Source organism: Xanthomonas sp. NCPPB 2632, from assembly GCF_041228075.2.
GTDB lineage: Bacteria > Pseudomonadota > Gammaproteobacteria > Xanthomonadales > Rhodanobacteraceae > Luteibacter.
On record NZ_CM192979.1, the window covers coordinates 2,456,145 to 2,483,135 of the forward strand.

The window sequence follows — 26,991 nt, forward strand, 5'->3', positions numbered from 1 at the left end:
GAAGTAGGGCGCAGTAAACTGATCGTCAAGACGCTGACAAGCCGGAGCACAGGCGAACTGAGGTACTTCGGGCACGATTCGGCTGGAAGCAGGCCATACGTATGAGGTCACTATCCAGTACGAGCGCAAGCCCAATTACTTCGGCACCTTGGGCGGGTTCCAGGGTGTGCAATTCAGCTGGGCCTCTCTCGCGCCGACCGCCGACCTGGCCAGCTACGAGCCTGGGGCGACCGGATCGCGTCTACAAGGGGAGGGTGCGGACGAGACGCGTGCCGGCGGACGCGTTGCGTCCTTCAAGAACCGTCTCAGGCATTTAATAAGCGATTAGCCTCGCTTTTTTTTATAGCGGAGTGAAAGGCTACCGACGCCCGGAGGCGTCCGTATCGGTCATCTTGTCCAGGTTGACGATCAGGTGGCCAAGCAACGCGACCAGCTGCGCTTGTTCGGCTTCGCTGAAGCCGTGGTGAGGCTTATGCTCGCGACGGCAATAAACCAATGGCAATCAAGAATTACCGCCAGTCGCGTGCGCTTGGCTCGCAGAATGCCAATGCGGTACAGCAGCTTCAGGCGCTTGGTGCAAAGCCTTGACAGCCAGCGAAATAGAACAGGCGATCTCGGATGTCGGTGTAATGCGCGAACTTCCTACGTCGGACACCAGTGTCGCTGGCAGGGTGCTTCTTATTCTTCGGTCATCCCGATGAATGTCGACGATTCGTCCATTCCTTCGCCGCGTCACCCATTGTTTTAGCCCGCCCGTCCTTTAGATACGCCATGAAGTCGCGATCGAAGGTAAAGGCTGGCCCGCAGGCGGCTACGAAAAACCGTCTGGAATTCTGGGTATTACGGTAGCCTCGATCCACCGGAGTCGTCGCTTCGATGATGCCGCTATGCCAGTCGAAACCTGCCATCGTCTTTATCCGTTAGTTAGCGACATGGTGCAGAAGCTCCTGCCACGTTCGATCAGGTTCAGTTCGTCGCTGCCCTGAGGACCGTGCTCGAGTTCCCACAGCCGGCCGTCGGTACCGAAGGCAAGACCATACCGCGTGCGGTGACCCGTGCTCCAGGTCTCGGCCGGCGTCAGGTTCGGACCGGTGAACGTATGGGCTCACGACCGGCGCCGTCTGCGTGTGACGGTATCAGGTTGCGCCGTTGATACTCCTGGCCAAGGCTTCCGCCACACGGATCCCGTCGACCCCTGCCGAAAGAATGCCGCCCGCATAACCCGCGCCTTCGCCGGCGGGAAACAGCCCGTGCGTGTTGAGGCTCTGGTAGTCGTCGCCGCGACGGATACGTACCGGCGACGAGGTCCGGGTCTCTACCCCCGTGAGCAGCGCATCGTTCATGGCGAAGCCCCTGATCTGGCGATCGAACGCCGGGAGCGCTTCGCGGATGGCCTCTATGGCGTAGTCGGGGAGGGCCGATGCGAGATCGGTCAGACGCACCCCGGGCTTATAGGAAGGCTGCACCGTGCCGAAGTCGATCGAAGGCGTGCCCTTGATGAAGTCGCCGACCAACTGCGCCGGCGCGCTGTAATCGCGACCACCCAGCTCATACGCGCGCGATTCGAGCGCACGCTGCAAGGCGATACCGGCCAACGGACTGCCACTGTCGTCGAAGGCGGCGAAGTCCTTGGGGTCGATACCCACGACGATGGCAGCGTTCGCATTACGTTCGTTGCGCGAATACTGGCTCATGCCGTTGGTCACCACGCGTTCCGGCTCGGACGCTGCAGCCACCACCGTGCCGCCCGGGCACATACAGAAGCTGTAGACCGAGCGACCGTTCTTGCAGTGGTGCACCAGCTTATAGTCTGCAGCGCCGAGAAGGTCGTGACCCGCCTGCGGCCCGAAGCGCGCCTTGTCGATGATCGATTGCGGATGCTCCACGCGAAAGCCGACAGAGAACGGCTTGGCTTCCATATACACGCCGCGGTCGTGCAGCATGAAGAACGTGTCGCGCGCACTGTGTCCCACCGCGAGTACGACATGGTCGCTCAGCAACTGTTCGCCGTCGGCCAGGACCACACCCCGGATCTGCCGGGATCCATCGGCGGCGCTGTCGACCAGCAGGTCGTCGACGCGCTGGTTGAAGCGAATCTCGCCGCCCAGCGCCTCGATGGTCCCGCGCATGGCTTCCACCATCGTCACCAGCCGGAAGGTGCCGATATGCGGCTTGCTGACGTACATGATTTCTTCCGGCGCGCCGGCCTTCACGAACTCCGTGAGCACCTTGCGGCCGTGATGGAGCGGGTCGGAAATCTGGCTGTACAGCTTGCCGTCGGAGAACGTGCCCGCGCCACCTTCGCCGAACTGCACGTTCGATTCCGGTTCCAGCTTGTGCTTGCGCCACAGGGCCCAGGTGTCGACCGTGCGCTCGCGCACCGCCTTGCCCCGGTCGAGGATGATCGGCCGGTAGCCCATCTGGGCCAGCAGCAGCCCCGCGAACAGGCCGCACGGCCCAAGCCCGATCACGACAGGGCGCTGCTCGAGACCGGCCGGCGCCTGCGCCACAAACTTATAGCTGGTGTCGGGGGAGGGCTGCACGTGCTTGTCCTCGGCAAACCGCGCGAGCAGGGCAGCCTCGTCAGCCACCTCGACGTCCAGCGTATAGATCAGCTGGATGTTGCCGCGCTTGCGCGCGTCATGGCCACGGCGGAAGACCGTGAAGCCGAGCAGCCCCGCCTGGCCGAGCGCCAGCCTGGCGCGGACGGCCGCCTCGAGGGCGCCTTCGGCGTGGTCGAGCGGGAGCTTTATGTCGGTGAGTCGAATCATGGGGGCAAGGGGGGGCAGGGGGGCGGTCGGCTATTTTCGCATTAAGGGGCGCCGAGCGATGCATTTAAGTGCGGTGGAGGGGATGGCCGATAGGGGAGGGCGAGGACGGGACGAGTTGAAAGGCTACCGACGCCCGGAGGCCTCCGTATCGGTCATCTTGTCCAGATTGACGATCAGGCGGCCAAGCAACGCGAGCAGTTGCGCTTGTTCGGCTTCGCTGAAGCCGTCCAGCGCTTCGCGGTTTCCTGCGAAGAGCGTCTCGCAAGCGTCGGGCAGGTTTGCTTCGGCGTGGGCCGTGAGCGTGACGTGGCTACTGCGACCGTCCACCGGGTCGGGCGTGCGTCGGATCAAACCGTCGCGCTCCATCCGTGTGAGCATCTGCGCCATGGGCGGCTGTTCGACGCGCGCGAAGCGGGCGAGGTCGCGCTGCGTCCTTGCCTTGCCGGTTACCAGCGCGATCAGTACGGGGATGTGACCAACGCCGAAGCCCATCGGTTTCAGCCGCGCTTCGCTCAAGCGGGCAAAGCCCCGCGCCGCCAGTGAGATCAGGTGTCCCGGCGTGGAAAGTACGTCTTTATGCATCATGTTTGCCTTGCGGAACGCCGTGCCAGGGTGCAGAGTAGCTCAATACATATGCCCATATGTAAATTCACCAGGAGCACACCCGATGAGCGATCCGATCCAGACACTTCGTGACATCTACAGCCTTTTCAACGCGCGTGACATCGACGGCCTATTCGCCAAGCTGACCGACGATGTGGCGTGGGCCAACGGCATGGACGGCGGTCACGAGCACGGCAAGGACGCGGTGCGCGCGTATTGGACGGGCCAATGGCAGATGGTCCGCGCGCACGTCGAGCCGGTTTCGTTCGAAGAATCGGCCGACGGCGCGATCGTGGTGCGGGTCATCCAGACCATCCGCGATCTGCAAGGCAATCCTCTCGAAGGCCAGACCCACGGGCTGAAAGACAAGACCGTGGGTCACGTGTTCCACTTCACGCAAGGCAGGGTCAGCCGCTTCGATATCGCCAACGCGGAATGAGGATCAGGTGCGCGTGCCTGCCAGAACCGGTGGAAACGAGCCTGGGGTAACGACGGGCCGCCAGCCTCCCCTCCATGCCGGGCTCCATACCAGGTCCAGCGCCCCATGCGACGGCGTATCCAGTGAGTGATGTCCCTCGGATAGCTGCCAACGTGACGCGGCCGGCCGGCCGTCGATGACGACGGCGACCTCAGACGCGCCGTCGGTCACGGTGTAGGTGCCCGCCAACGTCACATCGAAATCGCGACCCACCAGCTGTTTCCCGGCCATGAAGACGTTCGCCGTGCCGGACAGGTAATTCTGCGCAATGAAGGCACGGGTCGCTGGCGGCAGCCGGTCGACGATCACCGTCATGGTGCGGTGCGCGACCAGCGCGGGTACGATGTCCTCCGCCTTGAGCCCGCGTTCGAAGCGCTGCAGGGCGATGCTTTCCAACACCGTGTGGTACGGCCGCGGGCGGAAGATGGCACCGCTTTTGGCATCCATGACGGTGTCGTCGGGCGATGTGCAGGCAAGCACGGTGCGCAGTTGCCCTTCCTTGTAAGCGAGGGTGTCGCGCCAGGGCGGCGCCTGCTCGATCAGCAAGACGAGCTCCACCGCGGCCAGCATGGCCACGAGGGCTGCCGCGCGCGATCGCGGCCATGCGGCCGATCGCCCAAACCGGCTGACCAGGCCGATCAGGGATACGAAGATCGTAGGTATCACCGGCAGAAAGTCCTGTGCCGTAGGCAGCGGCCATACCAACCAGATAAAGGAAGCGAACAAAAGCCCATGGATGCCGAGGAAGAGGCGCCAGTGTGTCCGCGCATCACCCGGACCGACGCGCCGCAACCACGTCGTGGTCGCCATGGCGACTGCGACGGCCAGCATCCCATAGACCAGACGGTGATCGGCGTGTGCCGCGCGCCCGGTAGCAGACAGGTTGTACGCCACGAGGTCGTACCACGCCGGCCCGAGGTCATGCTGTATAGCGAGATAGAGAGCGAACGCACCAGGCACGACGAGGCAACCCGCCAGCAGGGCGCTGCCGCCCTTCAGCAGGGCTCGCCTGTCCTTATGCCACGGGATGGCCCAGACGCAGGCCGCGGCGAGCAGGGCGACACACGAAAGAGGCAGCGTCTTCTGCGATACCGACAATGCCGCACCCAGCAGCAAGCCGACTAGCGCCCATCGGGAGGCCCGCCCCCGCGCGTGTACCGCAGTCGCCAGTGCACAAAGCCAGAGCGCCGTCCAAAGATCGTCCGTGCGGAACTCGCCCATCTTGATGAAAAAGGCGTGTGTCAGGCCAACCAGCACCACGGAGGCATCGGCGATGCCACGAGAATAAAGCCGACGGGCCAGACACCACGTAGCCACCAGCGCCAGGACGTACCAGGGCACCACTGCGAGTCGCAGCCACTCGAGGATGTCCGACCGTGGACCCATGGCATGCATCAGCGGGGCATAGACCGCACTGAAGAGCGGCCCGTGGTTATCGAAGACGTCGCGATAGGGCAGGTCGCCCTGGGCGATGCTCCAGGCCACGTGCGCGTGCTGTGGCTCGTCGGAATTGAGCGGATATGCCCTCAGCCAAAGCACGCGCAGGACAAGCAGGGCCAGCAGGCCCAGACAACGTCCGACAGTTCCATACCAGGGGCGAATGCGCGAAAACATGCGTGCATCCTAGGTACCCAGGTTTTCTGCATGCTTTCTTCGGGGCCGCCGCTGGACCTCGCCTTATCGCAGGCAGCGGCCTGCACGGGCCGCTGCCATACATCCGTCTACTTCTTCGCCGCAATGATCTCACTGAGGTAATCCGGCGTGCCCGGCACCCGCACGAGGTGCGGATACTGCAGACCGCCGTGATAATCCACCGACACCGTGCGGAAACGCCCCTGATACTTCAGTGTCAGTGCGATCTCGCGACTGCTGTCTTTCGCGGACGTGATCGCGTCTTTCAGGACATCCTTCGAATACGCCACGCCGTTCACCGCGACGATGGTCGCGCCCGTACTGACCCCTGCCTTGAACGCCGGGCCGTCCCAGCGCACGTCGTTGATGGTGCCGCTGCCCGTTATCGTCAGGCCGATCGACCATGTGAAGTTCAACAGGTGGCGCGAAATTTCCGGGCGGCCGTCATAGGCCTTCTCGAACGCGCTTTCGTTGTCGTCGTACACCAGCTTCCAGCCGGTGCCTGCAAGGCCATCCTGTAGCGGCGGATTGAGGCTGTATGCGCGGGCTTTCAGGAAGCTGGCCCAGTCGTACTTTGCCGTGTCGTTCAGCGCAGCGACCACGTCGTCGAAGGTATAGGTTTTCGGTACGTGGCTACCATTGTCGACGCCGAAGAACGCGCGTGCGAAATCATCCAGCGAGCGCTTGTCGCCCGTCAGGCTGCGCAGCTTCGCATCGACGGCAAGCCACATCATCTGGCCGCCGCTGTAGTAGTCCTCGCTCATCTGCCAGCTACGGTAGGGCAGGGGGGCCCGGTGCGCGACGATGGGATCGTTGGTGGTGTCCTCCAGCGAGCGCCACCGGAAACCCTCGCGGTTGCGATCGTAGTTGGCGGCGACCATCGCCAGGCCGTCCCGGAACTCCTGCGGCGTCCACATGCCTGCGCGCGCGGTAAGGACGAAGCCCCAGTATTGCGTCTGGCCCTCATAGACCCAGAGCAGCGAGTTGCCCATCGGAACGTTGAAGTTTGGCGTCCACAGGTCGGCGGGGCGGCGGAACTTGCCGTTCCACGAATGAACATACTCGTGGGCGAGCAGGTCGCGCTCGGATGCATTCTCGCTCCAGGCGGTGAAGTAGTCCGCGCCGAGGCCGTCTTCGCTGGACTGATGGTGTTCGGTGCCATTGCCGGCCAACTGGTCCGACAGCGAGAACAGGAAGTCGTAGTGGTCGTAGTGGTGTGACCCGAACAGCTTCGTGGCCTGTGTCACCAGGTTGCGGTGCACTGCCACTTGTTCGGCTGACATCTCCAGATATTTGGGCTCATCGGCGAAGACGTCCATATACACCGGCGCTTTATCGCCGGGGTTCAGGGCCACGCGCTTCACGTACTGGCCGGCGTATACCGGCGAGTCGACGAGGTTGTCGAAGGTCACCGGCTTGAAGGTGGTGGTGTCTCCCGATGTCGCGGCCGTCTCGAGCGCCGTGCCCGCCTGCCAGCCATGCGGTAGGGTCACGCTGGGCGCAAACGTGATGCCGCGCGTGTAGTAACCCGCTGGATAGAGCGCCACCTTGCTCCACTCCATGTACATCATGCGGTCGGTGATCTCGAAGTCCGCGTCGTCCGCGCGTTCCGACAGGTACTGGAAATCGGCATCGAGCGTCGACACGCCAGCAGGAACGTCGACATGGAAAGCGTAGACGTTGTACTTGTCGCGCACCCAAGGAAGCGGCTTGCCGTCGGCACTGAGCCTGAGGCCGGCGAGCATCGCGACAGGGCCCGTCGGCGAGTGATCGCCGGGAATCCACTGCGGGTACAGCAGGGTCAGCGCGCCTGCCTGTACCGGTAGGGACTCGTGGACCCGGAAGATACCCTGCGCCGTGTCGCTGACATCGACGTTGAGCGTTACCGTGCCGACATACGGCACGTCTTGCAGTGCGGGCACCTGGTCCGTAGCGACCTGCTGAGCGTGGATGTTGCCAGCACCGAGAGCGACCATGATCGCCATGCAAAGGCGCGAGAACTTACGACGAACGATGGGCATGGGGGACTCTGGGTAGGGACGGGCGTTCCGGCATTATCACCGGCCACTGGGCAGGTAGAATAGCGGCCTGGGGCGGGGCACCGCCACGCGGGGCCATTCGTCCTTAGCCAGGAACCCATCGTGATGTCTGCAACCCGGTCTTCGAGAGAGTGCGCGAGCCCCTTCGTAATCGCCATTATGAAGGCCGACGTCGCGCTTGAAGCCGACGGGCACCAGGGCCTGTCTGAAGGGGAATACGTGGCACAAGCGCTCGGCCTGCCGTCATCACCGCAGCTCTCTTGCAAGGCGGAATAACGACCCTGTAAATGCAGTAACAGGATTCGATCGCCCGAAATGAACCAGGTGCAACTTCGAGGAGCTGAGCTTCAGGTAATCAGCAGGCGTCGGCGAAACGCATACATGTCGCGGAAGGTGCAGAACTCCGGTGCGCCAAGATGAAGCACGTCGATCTTTTTCGCCAGCATCTGGTGCCAGCCCCGCCGTGAGCGTTCGAAAGCATCGGCTTCGTCCTTGTCGAATGGCGCCGTCTGGTAGCCCAGCGACAGGTGGTATGTGTAGCTGTCATGGTCCGTAGTATGAATATCTACCGCCTCGGCAATGCGGTCGCGCAGGCGGCGAAGCTTGGCTTCCTCGGCGGCGTCGACGGGCACCAACTCGACCCGGAGTCCCTCCGGAGGAGGCGTTCGCCCGGCGTCGACGCGCATGCGGAACGGCAGTTCGCTGTCCAGCTTCAGCGCGCTCAGTCTTGCGATGAGCGTGGCGTGACATGTTTCCAACGGTGCGTCTAGCGGAACGATACCGGGCCACTTTCCCGCCACACGATCCTGGTCGTTGGCGCAGCCAAAGATCGTCATGTGATAGCTCGACGGCGGCAGGATGGACAGTTTCTTTGCAAAGCCCATGGGCTGGAGGTCGCGGTAAACGTCGAGAAGGCTGTCGAACGTCTCGTAGCCCGCCTCCTGCTGGGGGACATGGCAGATGATGGTGTTGCCGCTGAAGCCGCGTATCTTGCCATTGCTTTCGAACTTGCGGCCGACGTCGTGCAATTTAGCGCGGCTGGCCGTTGTTTCGGCCCAGACGCGGCCGGCGCTGCCGATCATGGACGTTGCCAGGGCGACTTTTCCGAGGCGCTGCAGGGCCTGGCGGCGAGTCCCGTCGAAGGGCACGGAAGGGTCGCGTGGAGGGGTCATAGGAAAAAATGCTCGCTGAAGGGGAGGGAGGCTGCGCCCAGCGCGGCGGCGTCACCTGGTGCTTCTGCACACACCAGGATGGGGAAAGGACGCTCCAGATCACGAAGGGGCGCAGCGTAGAACGTGGTTCGCTCGATGAGGTGCCGGGCAAGCACTGGTGGAATGCGCCCACCGATGACAATGGCTTCGGGATCGAGGACGCCGCCTATAGCGGAGGCGATGGCGGTCATGACGGGCGCCGACGTCGCAAGCCACTCGTCCACCCCCGGCCACTCGATGTCGAAGCTGGCCAGCAGTTCGTCGATGTCGTTGAGGTTGCCACCGGCATCGTTGACCAGGCGAAGCAGGCGGGCCAGGCTCGGCCGGCACTCGCGCTGCTCAAGCGGAAGCGTACCGGTGAACTCTCCCGCATTGCCGTGGACGCCTCGGAAAAGCGTGCCCTGCGTGACGACGCCTCCGCCGAGGCCCGCCGCGACGTAGACGTACGCGAAGCTGTCGTAGCGCCGTCCGACGCCGAAGAGTTTTTCACCGACCGTGGCGGCGTTACCGTCGTTTTCGATCCATACCGGCAGGCTCAGGTGACGTGACAGGGTCTCCTCCACATCGCGGAGTGCCCAATCCTCCATGGCGGCAGGTGTGTTCAGGCGTCCCTCACCGACAAAGTAGCCGGTCGTGGCGACACCGAGTCCGAACAGGCGCTCGGCAGGGATACCGCTTTCGCCGAGCATGCCCGTCAATTCCCCTCTAAGCAGTTGGACGACGTCGTCGACATGCGCACCGTCGGCGCGGCAGTGACGTTCGGCGACCGGACGGCCCAGCAAGTCGAGGATAACCAGATGGGTACGGGCCGCCGTCACCGAGGCGCCCGCCGCATACGCGGCGTCGGGCACGATCGTGACAGGCAGGCTCGGCTGTCCCGGACCACTGCTGCGGATGGCCTCGTCGCCAATGCGCAGGAATCCGCGCTCGGTGAGGCTCTCGACGATGCGGACGACCGATTGCATCGCCAGTCCCATCGAGCGGGCGAGCACAGAGCGGGCCACAGGTCCGAGGTCGCGCACCAGCGTGAGCAGTGCGCGCTCGTTCTCGGTGAACGTGACCAGCGGGTTCTTGCGACGAAATGCTTGCCCGATGCGTCGTGTTCGGGTGTCGGGAGGGGCCATGCGGCGATCCATACCAAGGTTGAGACTCACAGGTCTTTGAAGGTTACGCTAAGCATCACCTGACGCGGAAGCCGCCATTCGGACTGGAGCAGCTCCTGCGTCTTCCCGTAGGTGTCGGTGACGCCCTGGCGCGTAAGGTTGAGCACATCCAGCGATATGGCGAAGTGCTTGTCCACGTCGTAAGACGCTTGCAGGTCGATGTTGTTTGTCGGCTTTTGGTAACGGTTCGCATAGAAGCCCGCCGTGGTGAAGTTGGGATAGCGGTCGTCCCAGAGCCATCCCAGGTGGTTCCATGCGATACGCCCGTGGACAGGGCCCTTGTCGTAGAAAATCGACGCGTTGTAGATCTCGTTCGGCTGCTCGGGGAGGCTGCTCATACGCCGCGTGCTGCCGTCCGACAAGGTCACGGGGAAGCTGGCGCGCATCAGCGTCGCGTTTGCGCTGAAGCCGAGGCCATCGAACGGATGCGGCAGGAAATGGAACGTGTCGGAGAAACCAAACTCGCCGCCCCAGGCCCGCACGATTTTATCCGTGTTTCGCGACTTCGTCACCAGGATGGGAACGTCCACGCCGCCGACCTGCTCCAGTTCGCCGTAGTTGAAGATGTCGTCGTGAATCCACTTGTAGAATCCGGCGACGGACACGATGCCGCGCCCACCATCGACGTACCAGTCGTGGGCGATGTCCAGGTTGGTCGACTGCCGAGGCTTGAGGTCGGGATTGCCGACGGCTAGCGTCGCCGGACTGGACAGCGTGTTGAGCACGCCGCCGTGCAGCGAGGATGAGCCGAAGGTGGGTCGGCTCACGGTCTTGCTCAAACCTAAACGCAGTTTGCTGCTTTCGGTCGTATCGTAGACGGCCATAAGGGACGGCAGGACATTGGTGTAATGCTGGGAGGCGGAGACGGGCGCATACGTCCCGTTCGTTGCCTGTGTGCTGCTCGACCCGGCCCGTGTGGCCTCGACCCGTACGCCGCCGAGCAACAGCCAGCGGCCGCTGCGATATTGTGCCTGGCCGTATCCCGCATAGACCACCTCGCGAGTGCGGTAGGTGCCGCCGGCTTCGGAGGCGGTGTCTTCCGTCACCTTTTCGCTCGAGGCATAATGCTGGAATGCTGCGTCGGCCGCGGAAGCACTGATCAGCGGGATCGGCGAATCGCACTGGAAGGCGCATAGACTCTGTCCGGAAAGGACATCGGCCAGTGTATAAGGCGCGCCCGACCAGCTGGTCCGGTCGAACGAGACATCCTGGTAGATCGCGCTGATGCGCGCGCCAAAACCTACGCCCCATCCGCGGTCGGTCGTCTGCGTGTTACGGCTGAAGTTAAGCTGCTCGTCGAAGCGGTTTTCGCGAAGGCGATAACGCTCTTCACGGTGATAACCGAGCGCGTACCGTGACGCGTCGTTGGCCAGGGCAGGATTGGATGGAGCGAAGCTCGGTGTCTGACCGGACGTGTCGTAGCCGAAGCCCAGCCCATTTTGCGCGAAGTTATCGACCGTCTGCGGGTTGTCGACGCGCGAACTCGACCAGCTCGATCCACCATCGACCATCCAGCCGCCATCCAGTTCTCCGCTGAACCGGCCGTACAGACCGCCAAGTTCGCGCTTCCATCGATAACGTCCAAGCTGGATGGTCTGGTTCACCTTCGTCAGGTTGCCGCTGGTGGCGGTCTGCCCCAGGTTCAGCGAGCCGGTCTGTACGGCGGCGTTGAGGTCGTTGCGATCCGAATCTTCGTTTTGGCGGAAATAGTACGCATTGAGGAAAGCGGTGAAGCGATCCGAGATCGCCCAGTCGAAACGGCCCTGCAAGCCGGTGCGGTCGCGCTTGTTCTGATAGTTGTAATTCACTCGCGAGGAAGGCACGGCATAACCGTTCCCGCTGTATGCTGTGGTCTGCACTCCGGCTGCGTTATACCAGTTCCGCGTTCCACCCATCTCGACCTGGGGCACGTTGATGTCGCGCTTCCAATAGGTAGCGGACAGATAAATGCCGTACTGGTGGTGGTCGCCGAACTGGCGTGATCCGGATACCTGGGCTTGTCCGACCCCGTGATTACCGCCGTTTTTGGAACTATCTTCGGCGATGCCGCCTGTGGCGGTTGCGGAGAACGCGTGCACCGGGTAGTCGAAGGCGCTCGGCGTAACAAAATTGGTCAGGCCACCGATGAAGTTGGCATCCTGCGCAGGAGTGGCCATCTTGACGACGTCGATGTGCGACGCGATGTTCGACGGGAGCACTTCCATCGATACCTGTCGGCCGCCAGTATTCGTCTGACCAAGGTTGATGTCGGTAGACGCCAGACTGAAGCCGTCGATCAGCAGATCGTTGTAGTTCGGGTTGAAGCCGCGAACGATCACGAAGCGTGGCTCGCCCTGGTAGGTGAGCGCATTGACGCCCGCGACGCGCTTTAGGGCATCGCCGGCGTTGAAGTCGGGGAGCTCACCGATGTCTGAGGCGGAGGTCGTATCTATGAGCACATCTGAGTCGCGCTTGATGGCGGCGGCACGTTGCGTCGCGGCACTGACACCGGTGACGACCATGGCACCCAGATTCGTCGCTGCGGCGGGCTTGGCGGGCTTTGTCTCCTCCGTCGGTGCAGCATTCTGCGCGAATGCTGAGGAGAAGGGCGCGCCCTGAGCGAGGAGCGCGAGGCCTAGGGCCTGGAAAAGAGGTTGCCGTTTCATGAAGGACTGCCGGAGGAAGTATGGCTACTTTAATCACGCACTGTTACAGATTATTGTCCAGATCGTCTTTTTCATGAAGCATCCGGGCCCCGACCGGGTTGCATGACAACGCAAGCCCCTCCAACGCGGTTGCGAGCGAGCCGCGCGCCGTCAGAAGGTTCAGTTGTTAAGGGCGGCTTGCCGGCTGACGCCCATGTTCGTCGCCAACTGAGGTGCGGTCAGCGGCCGGTGGGCCAAGGCGATGGCACCGAGCATTTTCCGGCTCGGTCGGGGTGCAGTGGGCACCCCCGGTCGGGACAAAGTTATGAACAGGCTGCTTCTAATTTTTCTGGGAAGATGAAGTGAGGCAGTGGGGGCGACGCCGGGCTCAGTTTGCAGGTCTGATTGAGAATAATACCGGGCTCATTCCGGCGGCGCCGCTGCACGCGGTCTACGCCAATGCGCCAGCATCTGGCTCCGAAGGTGCGTGCGCTTGTAACTTTTTGCGCCGAGTCGCTGGAGCGTGACTGGCGTTGGGGCGAATAGCGGCGGGTTATCGGCTGGCGTCATCCACAGCCGAGCGATTCGGAAAACGGGGAACAGTGCCAGCAGCCACGGTATCAGCGACCCGCCAACAGGCTCACAGGGGCAGGGGATAGTGGAAACGTCTTCTTTGCCATCGAACTTGGTCAATCAACCAGGGCGATAAAGCCTCCCATCGTCGCAGAAGCATGCCATCCGCCATTACTCAGTCACTTGATGACTATAGTTGCTTCGTCTGAATATTCTGCAGAATGCTTAGCTCCCCTCGGGATAGCGAATACCAGGATCACTGCCACCTCCGCGTGGCTGGCGATGCGATCGACTCTCGCATCCGGGCCGCACAGGCGGGTCAGCAGCATCTGGCTGTCGAAGCTACGTATCAAACGCCATGGGAGCCGCATTGCGATGAACCCTGGGATCGCTATGATAAAGTCCGGGCAGGGCACCACCACACCTGGCCATTCGTCCATAGCCAGGAATCCATCGCGATGTCTGCAATCCGCTCTTCAGGAGAGTCCGCGATCCCCTTGAGGATCGCCATGTCGCTGGGGATGCTCGCCATCCCGTTTTGTTCGGCCGCCCTGGCGTCAGGCGAAGCCCGCTGGCCCGCCAGCACAGTGGCCCAGCGCGCCTTCCCCAACGGCGCCGCTATGTTCGTCGAGGACGATCACGGCAAGCTGCGCGCGTGGGTGCTGTCGGAATCCAAGGGTGGCGCGCACGTGGAAGCGATGGATTTTTTCACCGGCGAACGTATGAAGGTCGACGTCGCGCTCGAAGCCGACGGCCACCAGTCCGCCTCGTTCACCGATGCCAAGGGCATTTCGCATGTGGCCGTCGGCAAGGGCTTCGCCTTTTCCGGTGGTGCGTCATCAGCGTCGCTGCCCGGGCTGGACCTGGGGGCGGACAGCATCTACGTGAAGAAATCGGCCGCCTACTGCGGCTCCCGCTTTATCGCCGCGACGCCGTCGCCCGGCGGCGCGGACGCCTGGCACAAGTTTCCGATCTATCACCAGGAAATGTCCGCGTCAGCCTGTCCGAAGGGGAAATACTGGTCGAACATCACCTCGGCGCTGGACCTCGACGATGGCACTTTCCTGGCCGTCGAAGGGTGCTTCGTGTTCAGGCTGAAAAAGGCGGACCTCAGTCCCGCCGGTGACGCGCCGGCCGTGCGCGTGGTGGATAAGGTCAGACTCCAGGCGGCGATCGACGAAGCGAAGGCCAAAGGCGCGAGCGATACGATGGAATACGTGGCACAAGTGCTCGGCCTGCCGTCATCACCGCAGCTCTCTTGCAAGGCGGAATAAGGCATGGCGGATCTGACCGATAACGAACTTCGAGCGGTCGCGTACTTCAGCATCGGCGTCAGCTCGGAAGGTAAGGACGCGTCTTACCGATTGGCATTCGCGGGCAATACGGTGCGCGACGCCGCCGGCAACGTCAATCTTCAGCCGGTGGGCAACAGCGGCTACACCATCGGCACGTTGCAGACCGATTTCGGCGCCCATCCGGCGGATGCGCGCCAGTTGGTGGCGGCCTACCAGGGCTGGGCGAACGAAAACCATCCCGAATGGGTACTCACGGACGAGCAGCAGGCGAAGATGTCCGCCGACCTCGGGCGAGACGGCAACCACGTCCGCGATGCAAATTTCGACGCGCACCTGAAGCAGTACCAGAAGAAGAAGGACATCCCGGCATCGTTAATGCCGGCCGGCGGTCCAGATATCGACCAGACGTTTAAATCCCATCTCAACGAATACCTGGCGACCGATACCGGCAAGACGTTCGTTCACGAACGCGATGTCACGCAGGTCAACAAGTTGATGGACCGTGTCGCCGAGCCATTGAAGGACACGGACCTGTACCAGAAGGCTTCGACCGAGGACAAGGCACGAATCTTCGCGGTGGTCGCCAAAGCCTATAACCAGGGTGATGCCTACGGCGACAAGCTGATCACGGGTATTCAGGACGGTAAGATCACGAGTCTCGACGGCCTGAAATCGAAGGTTGGCGAGTTCCCGGATTATTTCCACTCCGGCCGTGACGAGGCGCTCAAGGGCGCGGACACGTTCAACGCGATGAAGAACGCTAGCGCGGACGGTCCACTGAAAGGCGCATGGGACGCCGTCTTGGCCGATCCGCTGGTCAATCCCACGACCCTTGCGAAGGACACGGCGCATCCGGATCTCGCTGCGCAATACGGAACCGTAAAGGGCATCTTTATCGATCCGGTTCAGGGCCGTGGACTGGTGCAGGACATGGACAAGGGCGCATCCCATAGCCATGGCGACCCGGCCAGCAAGCGTTCGCGCGGTTACTACGCGCAGGGCAAGGATCTGGTCCAGTGGGACATGGACGGTCACGGACGGTCGTACATCGACGGGAAATGGTCGGAGGTGTCGCGATCCGACCTGAGCCTTCAGCGCAACAAGGACCATTCGCGCGACCTGAAGATCACCCAGGACGGGCACACCCGCGATCTGCTGCATGTCGTCGGGCAGGGCGCACAGAAGCAGGGAGAGCCGAAACAGGAGGCGCCGAAGCAGGGTGACCATGCTGCCCTCAGGCAGGGTACGCACGGCTCCGACGTGGAGCAATTGCAGACGAAGCTGGCCGCCCTAGGTTACCTAAACAACACCGTCACGCCGGACGGTAAGTTCGGCTCGACGACCAAAGCGGCGGTGGAAGCATTCCAGCAGGACCGCAAGCTCGATGTCGATGGCGTGGCCGGCAACGATACTTTGAAGGTTCTGGCGGACCAGGTCCGAGCGAAGACGGAGACGGCCACCGCGGCGCAGTTGCCAGGACGCCTCGACCACCCGGATCATCCCGATCACGCCATGTTCCAACAGGCTCGAGACCAGGTTTATGTCATTGATCGCCGACTCGGGCGCACCCCCGACCTGCAAAGCGACCAGATCGCTTCCGCGCTCGTGGTACAGGCGCGCTCGGACGGGCTACAACGTATCGATCAAGTGGCCTTGTCGGAAGACGGTAGCCGCATGTGGGCGGTGCAGACGCCGCCGGGCCAGCGCGATCACCTCGCCGACCTGCGCACGAACGTCCCGACGGCCGCGGCAAATACGAGTATGGAGCAGAGCGGCGGCCAGTGGCCGCAGGCGATGGAGCGCTTTGAGGCGGCCCAGCAGCAACAGGCCACCGAACGGGCGCTGGCCCAGAATCAGAACCAGCAGCAGGCGGCACCGGGGCTTGGGCGCTGACCCGCCGCGATGAAGCGATCCGGCGCGGTTCGCTTCATCGCCGACAATCGAGCGATCGGCGCGCTCAACGGGACGTCCCTGTGACGTTGTGACGTTGTGACGTTGTGACGGCTACAGCATAGCGGACGAGCTTGCCCACGCTGACAATCCGAACCCTCTTCATCATGATTCCCTCAATCAGGGCGACTATGTTAACGGCATGATGCGCGAAGAGGGAACGGCCACCTTTGTCGAGGCAAAGGTTCGCCAGGAGATCCTGGACGCGACGGGTGCGGATATTCAGATTCCAGGCAAGGCGTCTGCACAGTACATGGCGGAGTGGAACGCCTTCGTGGCCGACCCAGTGCATAACACCGTTTACGGCACAACTCAGGCCATGGTGAACACCTACGCTACATCTAAGCACGTCATCGACGGACGGACTTATCAGCAGTACTACACGGACGAATGGAACTCGCGTCATCACTGAGCGTGTGTGCCGAGGACCAACCACCCGGCGGGTCCTCGGCCGTGTCTTGTCATGCCACATTAAGGAACCTTGATCATGCGACTCATCACGCTATGTGCCTGCAGCGCGCTCACGCTAGCGACGACCGCAGAAGCGACCTCTCCCCCAGCTGTCGATACGATCGAGACCATAAGCCGCCATCCCGAGCTCAGTCAATTTCGCACATTGCTTGGCGAACAGTCGTTTTCTCCGAACGCTCGCATCTCGCTGATCGCCCCGGTGAATGACTCCTGTGAAGCCAACTCCATGCACGAGCTCACCGTAGGAGCGAAGGCGGACCGGCAGGCGTTCATCGAACATCATGCGTTGAAAGGATTCATTTATACCAACGGCTACGATCTGCAGCCGAACGGCCGACCGGTCTCTGTTACCTGGAGCACCACGGATCGTACGTTGCATCGCATCGGTGAGGGCGAACACCTGGACGTTGAGACTGTGGCGGGAGGGACCATGACCGTTGAGATCAAAGGCAGCCGGATAGTCGTCGGGCGTCATCCGGTGCCACGAGGCGGCGTCGATGTAGCGATGAATGGCTCCGTCATCCAGATCCATGGCTGCGATCGCCTTGATTGAGGAGCGACTGCCGGTGCCCGTTGAGACGGACGGTACGCTGGTCTTTCAACGAGTCGACTAGCTCGTGTTATCGAGGGTAGGCGGGGACGGCTTTCGCCCCACGCCTGGTTGATTGGTGTGGGTGAAGGGCTGGACGGGCATCAAACGCAGGTGGCGTCTGTTATTAGCGCGCGCTGACGACCGATTGACGCGGGCGGGGCAGAGCAGGCTATGCTCCGCCGGGATGTCCGCCTTCTACTCATAGTGGACCTTGCTACCTTTACACCTTCACAGGGCAGGACCGGGATGAGCTGGATTAGTCGACTGAAATCGTCGCTTGGTTCTAAGAATGTAGACGTTGAGAAAAAGGTAGTTGATGTGGCATCAATCCGTTACTCGATGCCGACGGTTGCTTCCGATGTCCTGACCTTCGTCGTGCCTACCCAAGCATCATTTGATGGGGCGCCACAGTTCCACGAAGACGAGTGGTGTCAGACAGAACTCCTGCCTGCGGCCAGCCTAAAAGAGCTCCAGACCACCCTTGCCGAGTACAAGATTTTTGAGGCGACCCATCGATTGCAGTATGGGTGGTCTCAGACATTCGCTCGCAGGTTGACTAGAACTGCGCTCATCGAGGGAACAGGTGCTGTCGAAAAATTGGCGGCGTTGTTCGGGACAACTCCAATCAACGCGCCGATCCTGATGTCGTCGGTCACCAACTCTGTCATTTTCCACGTCTCGACCCAGAGGGCTGATTCGGTTGGGCTTTCCTTGAGCCGTCGGTTAAAATGCGCGTCGTCGTTTGATTAACCCGACGCGGTTAGTGAAATTCGTGCGTTTGTTGTAGCGGTTTAAGACCAGCTCATACGTGCGACGACACGGTTGGTGACCAAGGGGGGATGCTCATCCTCGCGTGCTATCGGTAGCGCTTGTTAAACCGCGAGCCTCGGCAGGCACGTTTGAGACGATCACGACTACTACGGATCGCCTACATGACTATTCCGGGCGGTCTAATGCGGGGATCCGGTCGCAGGAACCGCTAGACGGGCCCTGACAACGGGTGGGCACGTGACATCGGTAGCGCGAAGGACCGCCATATCAATTTCGTCACCAACGAGGCGTAAGCGTCATTGTCCGCTGGTGAATGACGTGGCTCGCGTCTAAGCTTGCGTCCATCCAAACGGAGTGCGCCGATGTCGTTCGAAAACGACGAAATTTAGCGAGAAATTGCTCGAAGCGTCATGGCCGAGTGCACGGCGCGCCTGCATCACGCCATTCGGCATGAAATGGCCAAGGACGTGATAGACCAGGACCGAATCACCGGCCTTCGGTTGGTTCAAGAACAGGTTCGGAGCGAGCGAAGAGCGGTCACCAACGGCGACCCGGCGGCTATTGCGAAGGCGTATTACTTCTACGGCTTGCTGCTCAAGCAAGTGCACTATCCCCGTTCGCGATAATCACTTTCCTAAGCCAGGTGGAACGCCGACTGCTGTAGCTGCGCACAAGCGCGACGAGAGAAACAACATATGAATCATTTCTGCATCACATCGGTATCATAGGTGCATCATTGCTTATCTCGAGAACGCCAACTCGATTATCGCCTGAACTACGCATGTCGCGAAAAGTCGATTAAGTCCCTTAAACAAAGGGCTTTTCTTCGATTTGCGATCACGTTTCGCATCTGGCACGCTCTCCATTGCGCGAGTTCGCCTCGCGCATATGCGACGCAACAACAACGACACGTTAAGCGGACAAGTGCACGCTGGCTGTGTCGAATGTCGTCCATCTCGTTACGGGAGATCGCGATGAAAACCTAGCCCCGATACGGGGCTGAAAAAAGAAAAGACCCGCACGGCAATGCAGGTCTTTTTGTCTATCTACGGTAGGAACCCCGTACGCATAGGTTCTCAGCCTCGCCCGACCATGTCAACCCGTTCGACGCTCCATAGAGCGCCGTTACGGGCGACTTTTGCCCCCGGGTGCCGATCGCGCCCGCCTTGGGCCGCTCGGCCCTGCTGAGGGAGAACATCATGTCGTCTAAAAATTTACGTGTTCGCGGTCCTGAGGCCGCGGCGCCGGTGACACCTGTAACGACCGGATCCACCCCATACACAAGCTTGACCCCGGGTGCGTTGTTCGGCTGGGGCGCTGCAGTGGTCCGCATTGAGGCACTTCGTGACCTGGGGCGCGTTCGCGTAACGGACGTTTCGACCGGGGAGCGCCTAGATCTACCCACCGATGCCTTGCATGCGCTGCCGGGCATGCGAGCCGTCGGCTTCGATCGAGTTAGAGCCAACCCCGGCCAGTGGGAACGAGCACGGGCGCTGGCTCAAGACTTCGAAGCCCAGATCGACCGGCCCCGCCTGCCACTCGTGACGACTAAGGCGTTGGCGGCGAAGTACGGTCTGTCCGTCCGTCAGATCCAGCGACTGCGCGAGCAGTACCAGGCGCATCGACGCGCTTCGGGGCTACTGCCCGACCCCGGTGGCCGACGGCGCGGCGCAACAGCGCTTGACCCGCGTACCGAGCAGGTTATCGCCCACTCGATTGTTCGCTACCACGCCCGGCGAGAGCGTACCTCGCAGCTTGAGGTCGCCTTGCGCGCACAGTCACTTTGCCGTCGCCTTCGCTGGCCGGTACCCGGTATCAGCACAGTGGTCCGTCGCATTCGTGCCGCGGCCAGCTACGAGATGGACCGCGCGAAGCTGGGAGCGAAGAGGGCCCAAGAAATTTGGCGCGCGGTGCCAGGTACGCTGTTCGTTGAGGCGCCGCTTTCGGTCTGCCAGATCGATCACACGCTGGTAGATATCCTGGTCCTGAGCGAGGACCGCTCGCGCGTGCTAGGGCGACCGTGGCTCACCGTTGCCATCGATGTCGGCACGCGCTGCGTGCTTGGCATCCACCTGACCATGGACGCTCCCTCATCGGTGTCTGTCGCGTTGTGCGTCGAGCACGCCACGTTACCAAAGATACGCGAGAACGGCGGTCGTCCGGGGCTCTGGCCTATGTACGGAAAATGCCGACTTATTCTCGTGGACAATGCCAGGGAGTTTCGCGGTCGCGCGTTAGAAGCGGGGTGTGCCGAACACGGTATAGAGCTCGACTTCCGCCCACCCGGGACTCCTCGTTACGGCGGGCACATCGAACGCATGATGGGGACACTTATGCGGATGGTGCACGGGCTCGCTGGCACCACCTTCAGCAACGTGCAGGACCGCGGCAAATACCCCTCCGAGCGCCGCGCGCAGATGACGCTATCAGAACTCCGCGAATGGTTGGTAACACGCATCTGCCAGTATTACCACGTCCGTCGCCACCGGGCGCTTGGCATCGCCCCGCTCGTCGCGTGGGAGCGCGCATGGACCTCACCATCTGGCGACCTGACTGCACCCCAGCTTATGGCTTCACCCGACCAGTTTCGCCTGGATTTTTTGCCGTGCTCGCAACGTCTCATTCGAAACGACGGCATCACCTTCCGCCGCTCGCGCTATTGGCATCCGGCGATGAAGGCCTCCATAGGGCGCGATCGCTCGGTGCTGGTGCGCTTCCACCCGCAGGATCTGACCCGCATCTGGTGGCGTGAGGACTGCGGAACCATCGTTGAAGCGCAGGCAGTGGCGGGGCCGGCAGCTGGGCAGCCTCGCGCCGCACACACACCGGAAGAAACGCTGCGGATGGAAGCCATCATGGACGAAGGTTTCGCCACTAGCGATCGCATCGAGGCGATCGCTCAGTTCGAATTCAAAAAGCGTCCACGCTCCAACGAGCAGTCGCGTCCGTCGCCTGGTCGCGGCGGCCAGAGGCGGATCACAGGGTCAAAGTCTGAAGACTCCGTTAGCGAAGAGACGACGGTCGTCCCCAACCGAGCCAGCATTCGCACGGAGGAGCTGTAATGAATACGGCCTACCCCCATCTGAGCCCGCTCGCCCTCGCCGCAATGGCTATGCCCGTTCCGCAACGCAGCGACTGGACCTGTCGTGATCGATTCATTGTGCATGAGCAGATTAACGCGATTTTCAAGGTGACCGATATGCTGGTGAATTCGCGAGGTCGAGTGCGTGCACGCGGCTTAGTGGTCTCCGGCGTGGGCGGATCTGGCAAGACGATGATCGCGAATGCCGTGCTTCGCCGGTACCCGGAGCAGGACAACACCGATGCCACAGATGCCGCCCAACCGGTCGTGCGGATAACCATGACCAACGCACGCGAGGCCAGCAAAATCTTCTCTCGTACGCTTCGAGCCTTGGGTTGCCCGCATATAGCTAGCTACACCAATGACGAGCGCGAAGAGCTGGTGATTGAGCTACTGCGAGGCGCAGGGGTGCGCATGCTCATCATCGACGAGATTCAGGACCTGCTTAAGCGATCGGCACGACAGATGGAAAACGCGTTCGAGGGCATCAAGTATTTGATGAACGAAGCTGAGATCTCTGTACTCGCACTAGGCACAGAGCACGCGCAGCAAGCCATGATGCGCGAGGAACACCTGGTCACTCGTTTCCGAAGCGTCAAACTCCCTCTTTGGCGGGCAGGAGAGCTGCTCGCTAATTTTCTGGACGAGCTGGAATCGTGCCTGCCGTTACCCGAGCGTTCGCGACTTTCGACACCGGCCATTCAGCGCTTACTGGTGAAGGCCAGCAAGGGGCGGCTGGACCTTATCGTTGAGCGCGTCGTGTTCGCTGCCGCTCTCGCCATTGAGGAAGGCATCAGTCGGATAGATGAACGCTTTCTTGAGCGCGCGGAGTCCGAGATTCCGGCTTACTTCAGCGGTCGCAAGGCCTCCAGGGAGCCGCCGCCCGAGACACCGCCGGGGAGAACCCCATGACCGCCTGGTTGCAATATCGCTATGGCGGTCCGCGCGAGCGGTGGTGGGTCAAGCCGCTTCTGCCCGAGGAATCCATCGATTCGCTGATTGAGCGAGCCTCGCATGTCTACGGGGGTATCGTACTCAAGCGTGGGGGTTGGTTCACGGACGTATTGGGTGTGCATGGCACCGAGGAGGCCTATCTGCGGACGCGCGACATTGTGCGGCTCGCTCGGTTGTTGAGGGTCAGCCTGCTTCGGATGCGCGATGCTCAGGTGCCCGACGAGCCCGATATGCTTGCGCCAGGAGAGCGGCGAGCGTTTTGCCCTGCCTGTTGGCAGGAGGACGATGCTGTAGGACGGCCACGTTACTTTAGGAAGAGTTGGGCGCGCGTTCTGGCGTTATCGTGCTCGCACCACAACGATCCACTGACTTGGGCGCCTTCGCCCTTGTTCCCGTTGCAGCGGATGTGGTTCGAGCGCCACCAGCTCGATGCCTCAGACGAAGCTCGGTGGCTGTTGGATCTGCTGAACGATTTCGCCGCAACCATGGAATGGCACCTGTTCGGAGGCCTGCCGTGGCCGTCCCATTGGCAGCTTAGTGGTTATGAGGCGCGAGCGTTGCTTTGCCACTGCTTGGGCCATCTGGAGAGCGGAAAGGGTAGGGCGGTCGGTCAATTCCTCTGGCCGGGTCCTGGGCCTGCGTCGCTGTACAGGGTACGCCGCGAAGATACCCCGCCGTGGCGAGCCAGCCCATGGGAAGCGGCGCGCCATGCCGGCCCTCCATCGTGGCGTCGGGGGGCGGTGTGGATCACTGCCTCTCTGACCTTGCCTGACTTCCCGGAGGAGCTTGCTCCGAGTGGCATTTCGTGGGCGATGCAGGAGAGTGACCCCGTGGCGCTGCAGCGAGGCCTAGCGCGGTCGCCCGGCCATCGGCTTGTACGCCTGCGCAAGGCGCTCGAACGCGACCGCATGGCGTGGCTTAAGCGATAGGGTGACCTGTAAAACTTTGGACGATTGAAACCTGAGCGAGGGACCGCTCAGGTCAGCACTAAAGAGGCGTCACTACATACCGTTTAGTGCAGTCGATTAGGGATGGTTATCGGGGTTAGGGCAGCGGCGGCTTTCGACCCATAGCGGAGAAACAGGAACGCCTGAGTTGTCATGGACTCATCCTCGAAATAGCGGCGATACCTAAGGTCCGCGGCGGACGTGGGTGGACACAGCATGAGAAGAGGATGGCTGATCGATACCAAGGAGATACCAGGCTAAAAAAGTTAGATCGCTGGCGCAGGCAACGCTGAGATGGAGCAAATAATCTGCCGCGTTGGCGACCGTTCTTCATGGTTCGATCGTCCTTGCAGCCGTGACAGCACTAGTGGCCTAATATGCGTAGGGAGTTTGCGATCACGCCGAGCGTCGCCCGGCGCGCCATAGATTGTCATGTCGCTTTCGTGTACATCGCAATCCATCCCCGCGTTTGATTTTGCCGGGTCGGTCGCGATTCTTAGGACGTCGTCGGGTGCGCCGGCAGGGTACCCAGGACCACAGGATGGAGGAGGGTGCATGGGCTTGGAGAAGGGAGTTGCCGCGCTGAAGCGCATGGTTGCGCCCGGGGTATTGGGTTTCTACACGCATGTGGAGGTCACCGAGGTCGTGGCCTTTGTGGCCCGGGGCACGCCTCCGGTCAATGTGCTTACCCTGATGGTGGCGGAAGCTCGCGTGGAGAAGCCGTCCGATGAAGTAACTTTTCTAAATGCCTCCCCCATCCTGCTGCGCGACTTGCGCGACTGGCAGTTCGGCATCTGTCGCTACGTGCTTCCGATCGACGATGCGGTTGGTAAGCTAGAGTGCTTGGAAAAAGAGGGAAGCTGGGCGCCTTCTGGAAAGCCGCTGTCACTGGGTCCCTTGACTGCTGGGATGCCCCAATTCGTGCCCCCGGACCAAGCTTTTCCGCTGCCACTTAACCGCATTCTGAAAAACAACTTCTGGAACGGATCCTACGTCGCCGAATGGGCTGACTTGTCCAAGGCCAGATTTAAGCCATTCTTCGACGATCCGCGCCTCTTGCAGGTATTGTCAGAAGCGGTATCCAAGGTGTTGCCGCTCCATCTGGCTAGTCTGTCAGATCGGTTAGGTGATGTAGTTTTCCAGCTCCCCGTGACCGTTGTCATGGCGAGCTTTCATGGTATGCGCGACGACGGCTTCAAGGTCAACGTCGCTTGGCATGAGAACGCAACGCCACGCCCACTGCACGCAACGGTGAGCGTGGCGTTTGATGGCATCGTGGCTGGGCATTTCACGCGGGAAGTCAGCGAAGGGACCACAGTGCTGCCGGCGCCAACGCACCCAGGGCAGTACCGGGCGTACGTGTGGGATGACCAATACGAGCTGGTACTGGCCGCGACAGGCGAGGCAGGATTCATCAACAGCGTGCACTTCGGCACGCACGCCATCGATCCTGAGCCTCGTACGTTCAAGCTCAAGGCGGAGGATGGCTCTCTTGTGGAACAGCGCGTCGCACTGCAGCGCTCCATGCGATCACACGTGGCAGCGCCTGGAGTCGGGCCCAGAGAAGACTGGACCCGCAAGCGCATGTATCGGGACGAGACGTCGCGCTTGGTGAAAGAACGGCGGTTCGTTCAATACCGGCCCGCACCTCATGCCAAGCGGGCTGAGCACCAGAAAGCACTGGACGATATTCGGCAGCTTGTGGCGACGCATGGCACCGAGGGCGCATGGTTGTGGGATCCATACCTCAGCGCAGACGATCTTTTGAAGACGCTGTTCTTCTGCCCTCATGCGGGCGCGGAGCTGCGTGGCCTCACATCGATGGAGGATCTTCCAGAGTGCGGCCAACTGGCCAAACCGACGGACGCATTTTTCACGCGTCAGCGCCAGACCTTTGCCGCCGCTAAAGGCAATCATTACGGTCTGCGGCTTGAGTATCGAGCCAGGTCTGGCATGGCAGGTTGGGCGTTCCACGACCGGTTTCTGATCTTCCCTCGCGCCGAAGAGGCCGCTCTCGCCTGGTCGCTAGGTACGTCCGTCAACAGTCTGGGTCGCGCACACCACATCTTGCAGCGCGTAGATGATGGCCAGCAAGTCAGCGACGCCTTCGTGGATCTATGGGATAGCCTGAGTGCACCTGAGCACCTCATTTGGAAGGCAGGCGCGCTGTGAGTACAACCCACGAAAGACTGACCCAGTTTGTCGCTGATGCCATGGAAGAGGGCGATGTCAAAGTGCCCGTAGCGCTTCTTGAGGCCCTGCAAGCGGAGAGCAACCCGCTGGACGCTTCCTGGGGCGGAGACGGCGCGCAGGCCTTAAGCGTCGCCATGGACGCGTCATTTCCCTTGTCTCAACAGCATTCGCTCTGGCTTACCCACGGTGACGGGAAACGAGGCGACGTAACTGACCTGTATGTCGCTCTGATGCGTTGGTTCAGATCAGCGTCGGACGGTTGGGTGCATTCAACGGACGGGTCAAGAGCCTTGTTTGCGTGCCTACTGATTACCGCACGGATGTGTGGTGGACGGGAAAATCTCTGGGACGCCCTTCCGGATGCCTGCCGGCCTTCGGTAGCGTTTCTTGCTGAGGCGGCAGGCATCCTTGCGCGAAATCGAGTCCGCTATGACAAGCTTGCACATCATGAGGTCCCTATATGGGAAGGCGAGTTTGTCCAGCAGTTTGATGCTCACGATGACGCCGGGCAATGGGACGAGATCGCGCAGGAGTGGCCGCGATTGTCCAGTGCAACGCACCCTAACCTGTATCTTGGGGAGCTGGCACGCTGTTTGGCGCGGTTCGACATGAAGGCAATCGCCGTTGCTGCGGATGCGCAACCCAAAGTGCCCGCGGTGCTAATGATGTCCCTCTGCCTGTCGCGCGGCCGCCAGCTTGAGCTAGCCACGCATTGCACGAGCAAGCGTGCGACGTTTTGCATGGTGCTGTCCGTGGCAGAAGGGGCGGGTCGTCAGTCGACGCTCTCCGAAACAGAACATAATGCACTGGTAGCCGTGCTAGCGCGGGTGATGCTAGATAAGGTGGAGTGGCAGTTGTGGATGAAGGCATTCAACCGTTATCCAGTACGCTACCCCTGGATCCAGGCGCCCTTGGGTGAGATGCTTGCGTCGGCTCCCACCCATGCGATTGAGGCGTACGTCGATTCAATCATCCTTAGCAGTTATTCCCCGGGCTCTGCGTACGGGGGAGAGGGACGGCAGGGGGTGGCTGTTTGCCTTCGTCGATTTGCCTCGCATGCGAGCCTCGCAACCCAGCAAGTCATGTGGCGCCACGCATTCCAGCGATGGAGCCGGTGGCGACGTAGCGTGGATTCCCATCTCAGCGGGCATTTCGATGTCCAGTGGTCAGAACTCGACTTCGCTGTCACTAGCTATGTGGCGCAGTGCCTGAGTGCGTCGGAGCGTGACCAGGCAATGGGGGCCATTTGGCATGAGCTTTGCCATTTGGATGAGGTCTGGCACTCATCGGTGACTGAATACATCACGCAGGTCCACGTGCTTCTATCGTTGTATCAGCCTTACGCTCACGTAGCACAGGGGGCATTTGGCAGTGAGCTGCTTGCAATTAATCAGATCTACTGGCCTTTCGACTTCAAAGGTTCTGCATACCTACGGCGGTTGTTTCATGTCAATGTGCGGGGCTGAGTGGTGCAAATAAATGGCATCTGCGGGTAACGTCTAACAGTTCGTTCCAGCAGACGGCCACACCGCTGCTCAATTCCAGCGTTATGCCTCAGAAGTATGTCCTCTACTGACCCAGAGAAACCGACGGACGAGTGTGTGGTCCATGATCACCCGGTAGGGGAGGGCAGGTGTCGGCC

General features: G+C 61.6%; 21 protein-coding genes. 12 read left to right on the plus strand and 9 right to left on the minus strand.

Going from position 1 to position 26,991, the window contains the following annotated elements; all coding sequences use genetic code 11:
- Positions 1-689 precede the first annotated feature (689 nt).
- From AB8808_RS10875 to AB8808_RS10890, 4 genes are all read right to left on the minus strand, one after another.
- Positions 690-908: a DUF6434 domain-containing protein gene (locus AB8808_RS10875; protein WP_369929263.1), complete on the minus strand. Its 219-nt coding sequence runs from the start codon at positions 906-908 to the stop codon at positions 690-692.
- Between the two features lie 5 nt (positions 909-913).
- Complete coding sequence (locus tag AB8808_RS10880; protein ID WP_369931242.1) at positions 914-1,081, minus strand: PQQ-dependent sugar dehydrogenase; 168 nt, start codon at positions 1,079-1,081, stop codon at positions 914-916.
- Positions 1,082-1,136: 55 nt separating this feature from the next.
- On the minus strand, positions 1,137-2,771 hold the full coding sequence (locus tag AB8808_RS10885) for an NAD(P)/FAD-dependent oxidoreductase (RefSeq protein WP_369929264.1): 1,635 nt from the start codon (positions 2,769-2,771) through the stop codon (positions 1,137-1,139).
- Between the two features lie 123 nt (positions 2,772-2,894).
- Positions 2,895-3,356, minus strand: a complete 462-nt coding sequence (locus AB8808_RS10890) for a MarR family winged helix-turn-helix transcriptional regulator (protein ID WP_369929266.1) — start codon at positions 3,354-3,356, stop codon at positions 2,895-2,897.
- An 82-nt stretch (positions 3,357-3,438) separates the two neighbouring features.
- Here AB8808_RS10890 and AB8808_RS10895 point away from each other — a divergent pair, with 82 nt between their 5' ends.
- Positions 3,439-3,813, plus strand: a complete 375-nt coding sequence (locus AB8808_RS10895; RefSeq protein WP_369929268.1) for a nuclear transport factor 2 family protein — start codon at positions 3,439-3,441, stop codon at positions 3,811-3,813.
- A gap of 3 nt (positions 3,814-3,816) precedes the next feature.
- Here AB8808_RS10895 and AB8808_RS10900 read toward each other — a convergent pair whose 3' ends face one another.
- The 5 genes from AB8808_RS10900 to AB8808_RS10920 form a co-directional block, all read right to left on the minus strand.
- Positions 3,817-5,466 carry a glycosyltransferase family protein gene (locus tag AB8808_RS10900; protein WP_369929270.1) on the minus strand — a complete coding sequence of 550 codons (1,650 nt, stop codon included), beginning with the start codon at positions 5,464-5,466 and terminating at the stop codon, positions 3,817-3,819.
- Positions 5,467-5,573: 107 nt separating this feature from the next.
- The gene (locus AB8808_RS10905) at positions 5,574-7,505 is read right to left on the minus strand and encodes a M61 family metallopeptidase (RefSeq protein WP_369929272.1); all 1,932 of its coding nucleotides are present in this window, start codon (positions 7,503-7,505) and stop codon (positions 5,574-5,576) included.
- Positions 7,506-7,870: 365 nt separating this feature from the next.
- Positions 7,871-8,605, minus strand: coding sequence for a DUF1868 domain-containing protein (locus AB8808_RS10910; protein ID WP_369929274.1), 735 nt, complete (start codon positions 8,603-8,605; stop codon positions 7,871-7,873).
- Between the two features lie 86 nt (positions 8,606-8,691).
- Positions 8,692-9,858, minus strand: coding sequence for an ROK family protein (locus tag AB8808_RS10915; RefSeq protein WP_051938795.1), 1,167 nt, complete (start codon positions 9,856-9,858; stop codon positions 8,692-8,694).
- 26 nt (positions 9,859-9,884) lie between these two features.
- Positions 9,885-12,542, minus strand: a complete 2,658-nt coding sequence (locus AB8808_RS10920) for a TonB-dependent receptor (RefSeq protein ID WP_369929276.1) — start codon at positions 12,540-12,542, stop codon at positions 9,885-9,887.
- A 1,010-nt stretch (positions 12,543-13,552) separates the two neighbouring features.
- Here AB8808_RS10920 and AB8808_RS10925 point away from each other — a divergent pair.
- The 11 genes from AB8808_RS10925 to AB8808_RS10975 all read left to right on the plus strand — a co-directional run bounded on the left by AB8808_RS10925 (position 13,553) and on the right by AB8808_RS10975 (position 26,815).
- Positions 13,553-14,368, plus strand: a complete 816-nt coding sequence (locus tag AB8808_RS10925) for a hypothetical protein (protein ID WP_369929278.1) — start codon at positions 13,553-13,555, stop codon at positions 14,366-14,368.
- A gap of 3 nt (positions 14,369-14,371) precedes the next feature.
- Positions 14,372-16,282: an XVIPCD domain-containing protein gene (locus AB8808_RS10930; RefSeq protein WP_369929280.1), complete on the plus strand. Its 1,911-nt coding sequence runs from the start codon at positions 14,372-14,374 to the stop codon at positions 16,280-16,282.
- A gap of 199 nt (positions 16,283-16,481) precedes the next feature.
- Complete coding sequence (locus AB8808_RS10935; protein WP_369929282.1) at positions 16,482-16,751, plus strand: hypothetical protein; 270 nt, start codon at positions 16,482-16,484, stop codon at positions 16,749-16,751.
- Positions 16,752-16,826: 75 nt separating this feature from the next.
- On the plus strand, positions 16,827-17,363 hold the full coding sequence (locus AB8808_RS10940; RefSeq protein WP_369929284.1) for a hypothetical protein: 537 nt from the start codon (positions 16,827-16,829) through the stop codon (positions 17,361-17,363).
- A gap of 285 nt (positions 17,364-17,648) precedes the next feature.
- Positions 17,649-18,152 carry a hypothetical protein gene (locus AB8808_RS10945; protein WP_369929285.1) on the plus strand — a complete coding sequence of 168 codons (504 nt, stop codon included), beginning with the start codon at positions 17,649-17,651 and terminating at the stop codon, positions 18,150-18,152.
- 431 nt (positions 18,153-18,583) lie between these two features.
- Positions 18,584-18,799: a hypothetical protein gene (locus AB8808_RS10950; protein ID WP_369929287.1), complete on the plus strand. Its 216-nt coding sequence runs from the start codon at positions 18,584-18,586 to the stop codon at positions 18,797-18,799.
- Positions 18,800-19,372: 573 nt separating this feature from the next.
- Positions 19,373-21,235 (plus strand): TnsB C-terminal domain-containing protein, encoded by a 1,863-nt coding sequence (locus AB8808_RS10955; RefSeq protein WP_369929289.1) that lies wholly within the window; start codon positions 19,373-19,375, stop codon positions 21,233-21,235.
- Positions 21,235-22,167 (plus strand): TniB family NTP-binding protein, encoded by a 933-nt coding sequence (locus AB8808_RS10960; RefSeq protein ID WP_369929291.1) that lies wholly within the window; start codon positions 21,235-21,237, stop codon positions 22,165-22,167. The genes AB8808_RS10955 and AB8808_RS10960 overlap by 1 nt, the downstream gene beginning before the upstream one ends.
- A complete protein-coding gene (locus tag AB8808_RS10965; protein WP_369929293.1) occupies positions 22,164-23,138 on the plus strand; it encodes a TniQ family protein in 975 nt (324 codons plus the stop codon). Before AB8808_RS10960 ends, AB8808_RS10965 begins: the two co-directional genes overlap by 4 nt.
- Positions 23,139-23,711: 573 nt before the next feature.
- Entirely contained in the window at positions 23,712-25,328 is a 1,617-nt protein-coding gene (locus tag AB8808_RS10970) for a VPA1262 family N-terminal domain-containing protein (protein WP_369929295.1), read from the plus strand.
- Complete coding sequence (locus tag AB8808_RS10975; RefSeq protein ID WP_369929297.1) at positions 25,325-26,815, plus strand: hypothetical protein; 1,491 nt, start codon at positions 25,325-25,327, stop codon at positions 26,813-26,815. Before AB8808_RS10970 ends, AB8808_RS10975 begins: the two co-directional genes overlap by 4 nt.
- Positions 26,816-26,991: the final 176 nt, after the last annotated feature.

Coding starts and splice junctions, on each gene's coding strand:
- AB8808_RS10955 (WP_369929289.1), top strand. CDS start 19,373: ATGTCGTCTAAAAATTTACGTGTTCGCGGTCCTGAGGCCGCGGCGCCG.
- AB8808_RS10945 (WP_369929285.1), top strand. CDS start 17,649: ATGAGCTGGATTAGTCGACTGAAATCGTCGCTTGGTTCTAAGAATGTA.
- AB8808_RS10905 (WP_369929272.1), bottom strand. CDS start 7,505: ATGCCCATCGTTCGTCGTAAGTTCTCGCGCCTTTGCATGGCGATCATG.
- AB8808_RS10940 (WP_369929284.1), top strand. CDS start 16,827: ATGCGACTCATCACGCTATGTGCCTGCAGCGCGCTCACGCTAGCGACG.
- AB8808_RS10960 (WP_369929291.1), top strand. CDS start 21,235: ATGAATACGGCCTACCCCCATCTGAGCCCGCTCGCCCTCGCCGCAATG.
- AB8808_RS10930 (WP_369929280.1), top strand. CDS start 14,372: ATGGCGGATCTGACCGATAACGAACTTCGAGCGGTCGCGTACTTCAGC.
- AB8808_RS10885 (WP_369929264.1), bottom strand. CDS start 2,771: ATGATTCGACTCACCGACATAAAGCTCCCGCTCGACCACGCCGAAGGC.
- AB8808_RS10895 (WP_369929268.1), top strand. CDS start 3,439: ATGAGCGATCCGATCCAGACACTTCGTGACATCTACAGCCTTTTCAAC.
- AB8808_RS10970 (WP_369929295.1), top strand. CDS start 23,712: ATGGGCTTGGAGAAGGGAGTTGCCGCGCTGAAGCGCATGGTTGCGCCC.
- AB8808_RS10935 (WP_369929282.1), top strand. CDS start 16,482: ATGATGCGCGAAGAGGGAACGGCCACCTTTGTCGAGGCAAAGGTTCGC.
- AB8808_RS10965 (WP_369929293.1), top strand. CDS start 22,164: ATGACCGCCTGGTTGCAATATCGCTATGGCGGTCCGCGCGAGCGGTGG.
- AB8808_RS10910 (WP_369929274.1), bottom strand. CDS start 8,605: ATGATCGGCAGCGCCGGCCGCGTCTGGGCCGAAACAACGGCCAGCCGC.
- AB8808_RS10950 (WP_369929287.1), top strand. CDS start 18,584: ATGGCCGAGTGCACGGCGCGCCTGCATCACGCCATTCGGCATGAAATG.
- AB8808_RS10920 (WP_369929276.1), bottom strand. CDS start 12,542: ATGAAACGGCAACCTCTTTTCCAGGCCCTAGGCCTCGCGCTCCTCGCT.
- AB8808_RS10890 (WP_369929266.1), bottom strand. CDS start 3,356: ATGATGCATAAAGACGTACTTTCCACGCCGGGACACCTGATCTCACTG.
- AB8808_RS10925 (WP_369929278.1), top strand. CDS start 13,553: ATGTCTGCAATCCGCTCTTCAGGAGAGTCCGCGATCCCCTTGAGGATC.
- AB8808_RS10900 (WP_369929270.1), bottom strand. CDS start 5,466: ATGTTTTCGCGCATTCGCCCCTGGTATGGAACTGTCGGACGTTGTCTG.
- AB8808_RS10875 (WP_369929263.1), bottom strand. CDS start 908: ATGGCAGGTTTCGACTGGCATAGCGGCATCATCGAAGCGACGACTCCG.
- AB8808_RS10915 (WP_051938795.1), bottom strand. CDS start 9,858: ATGGCCCCTCCCGACACCCGAACACGACGCATCGGGCAAGCATTTCGT.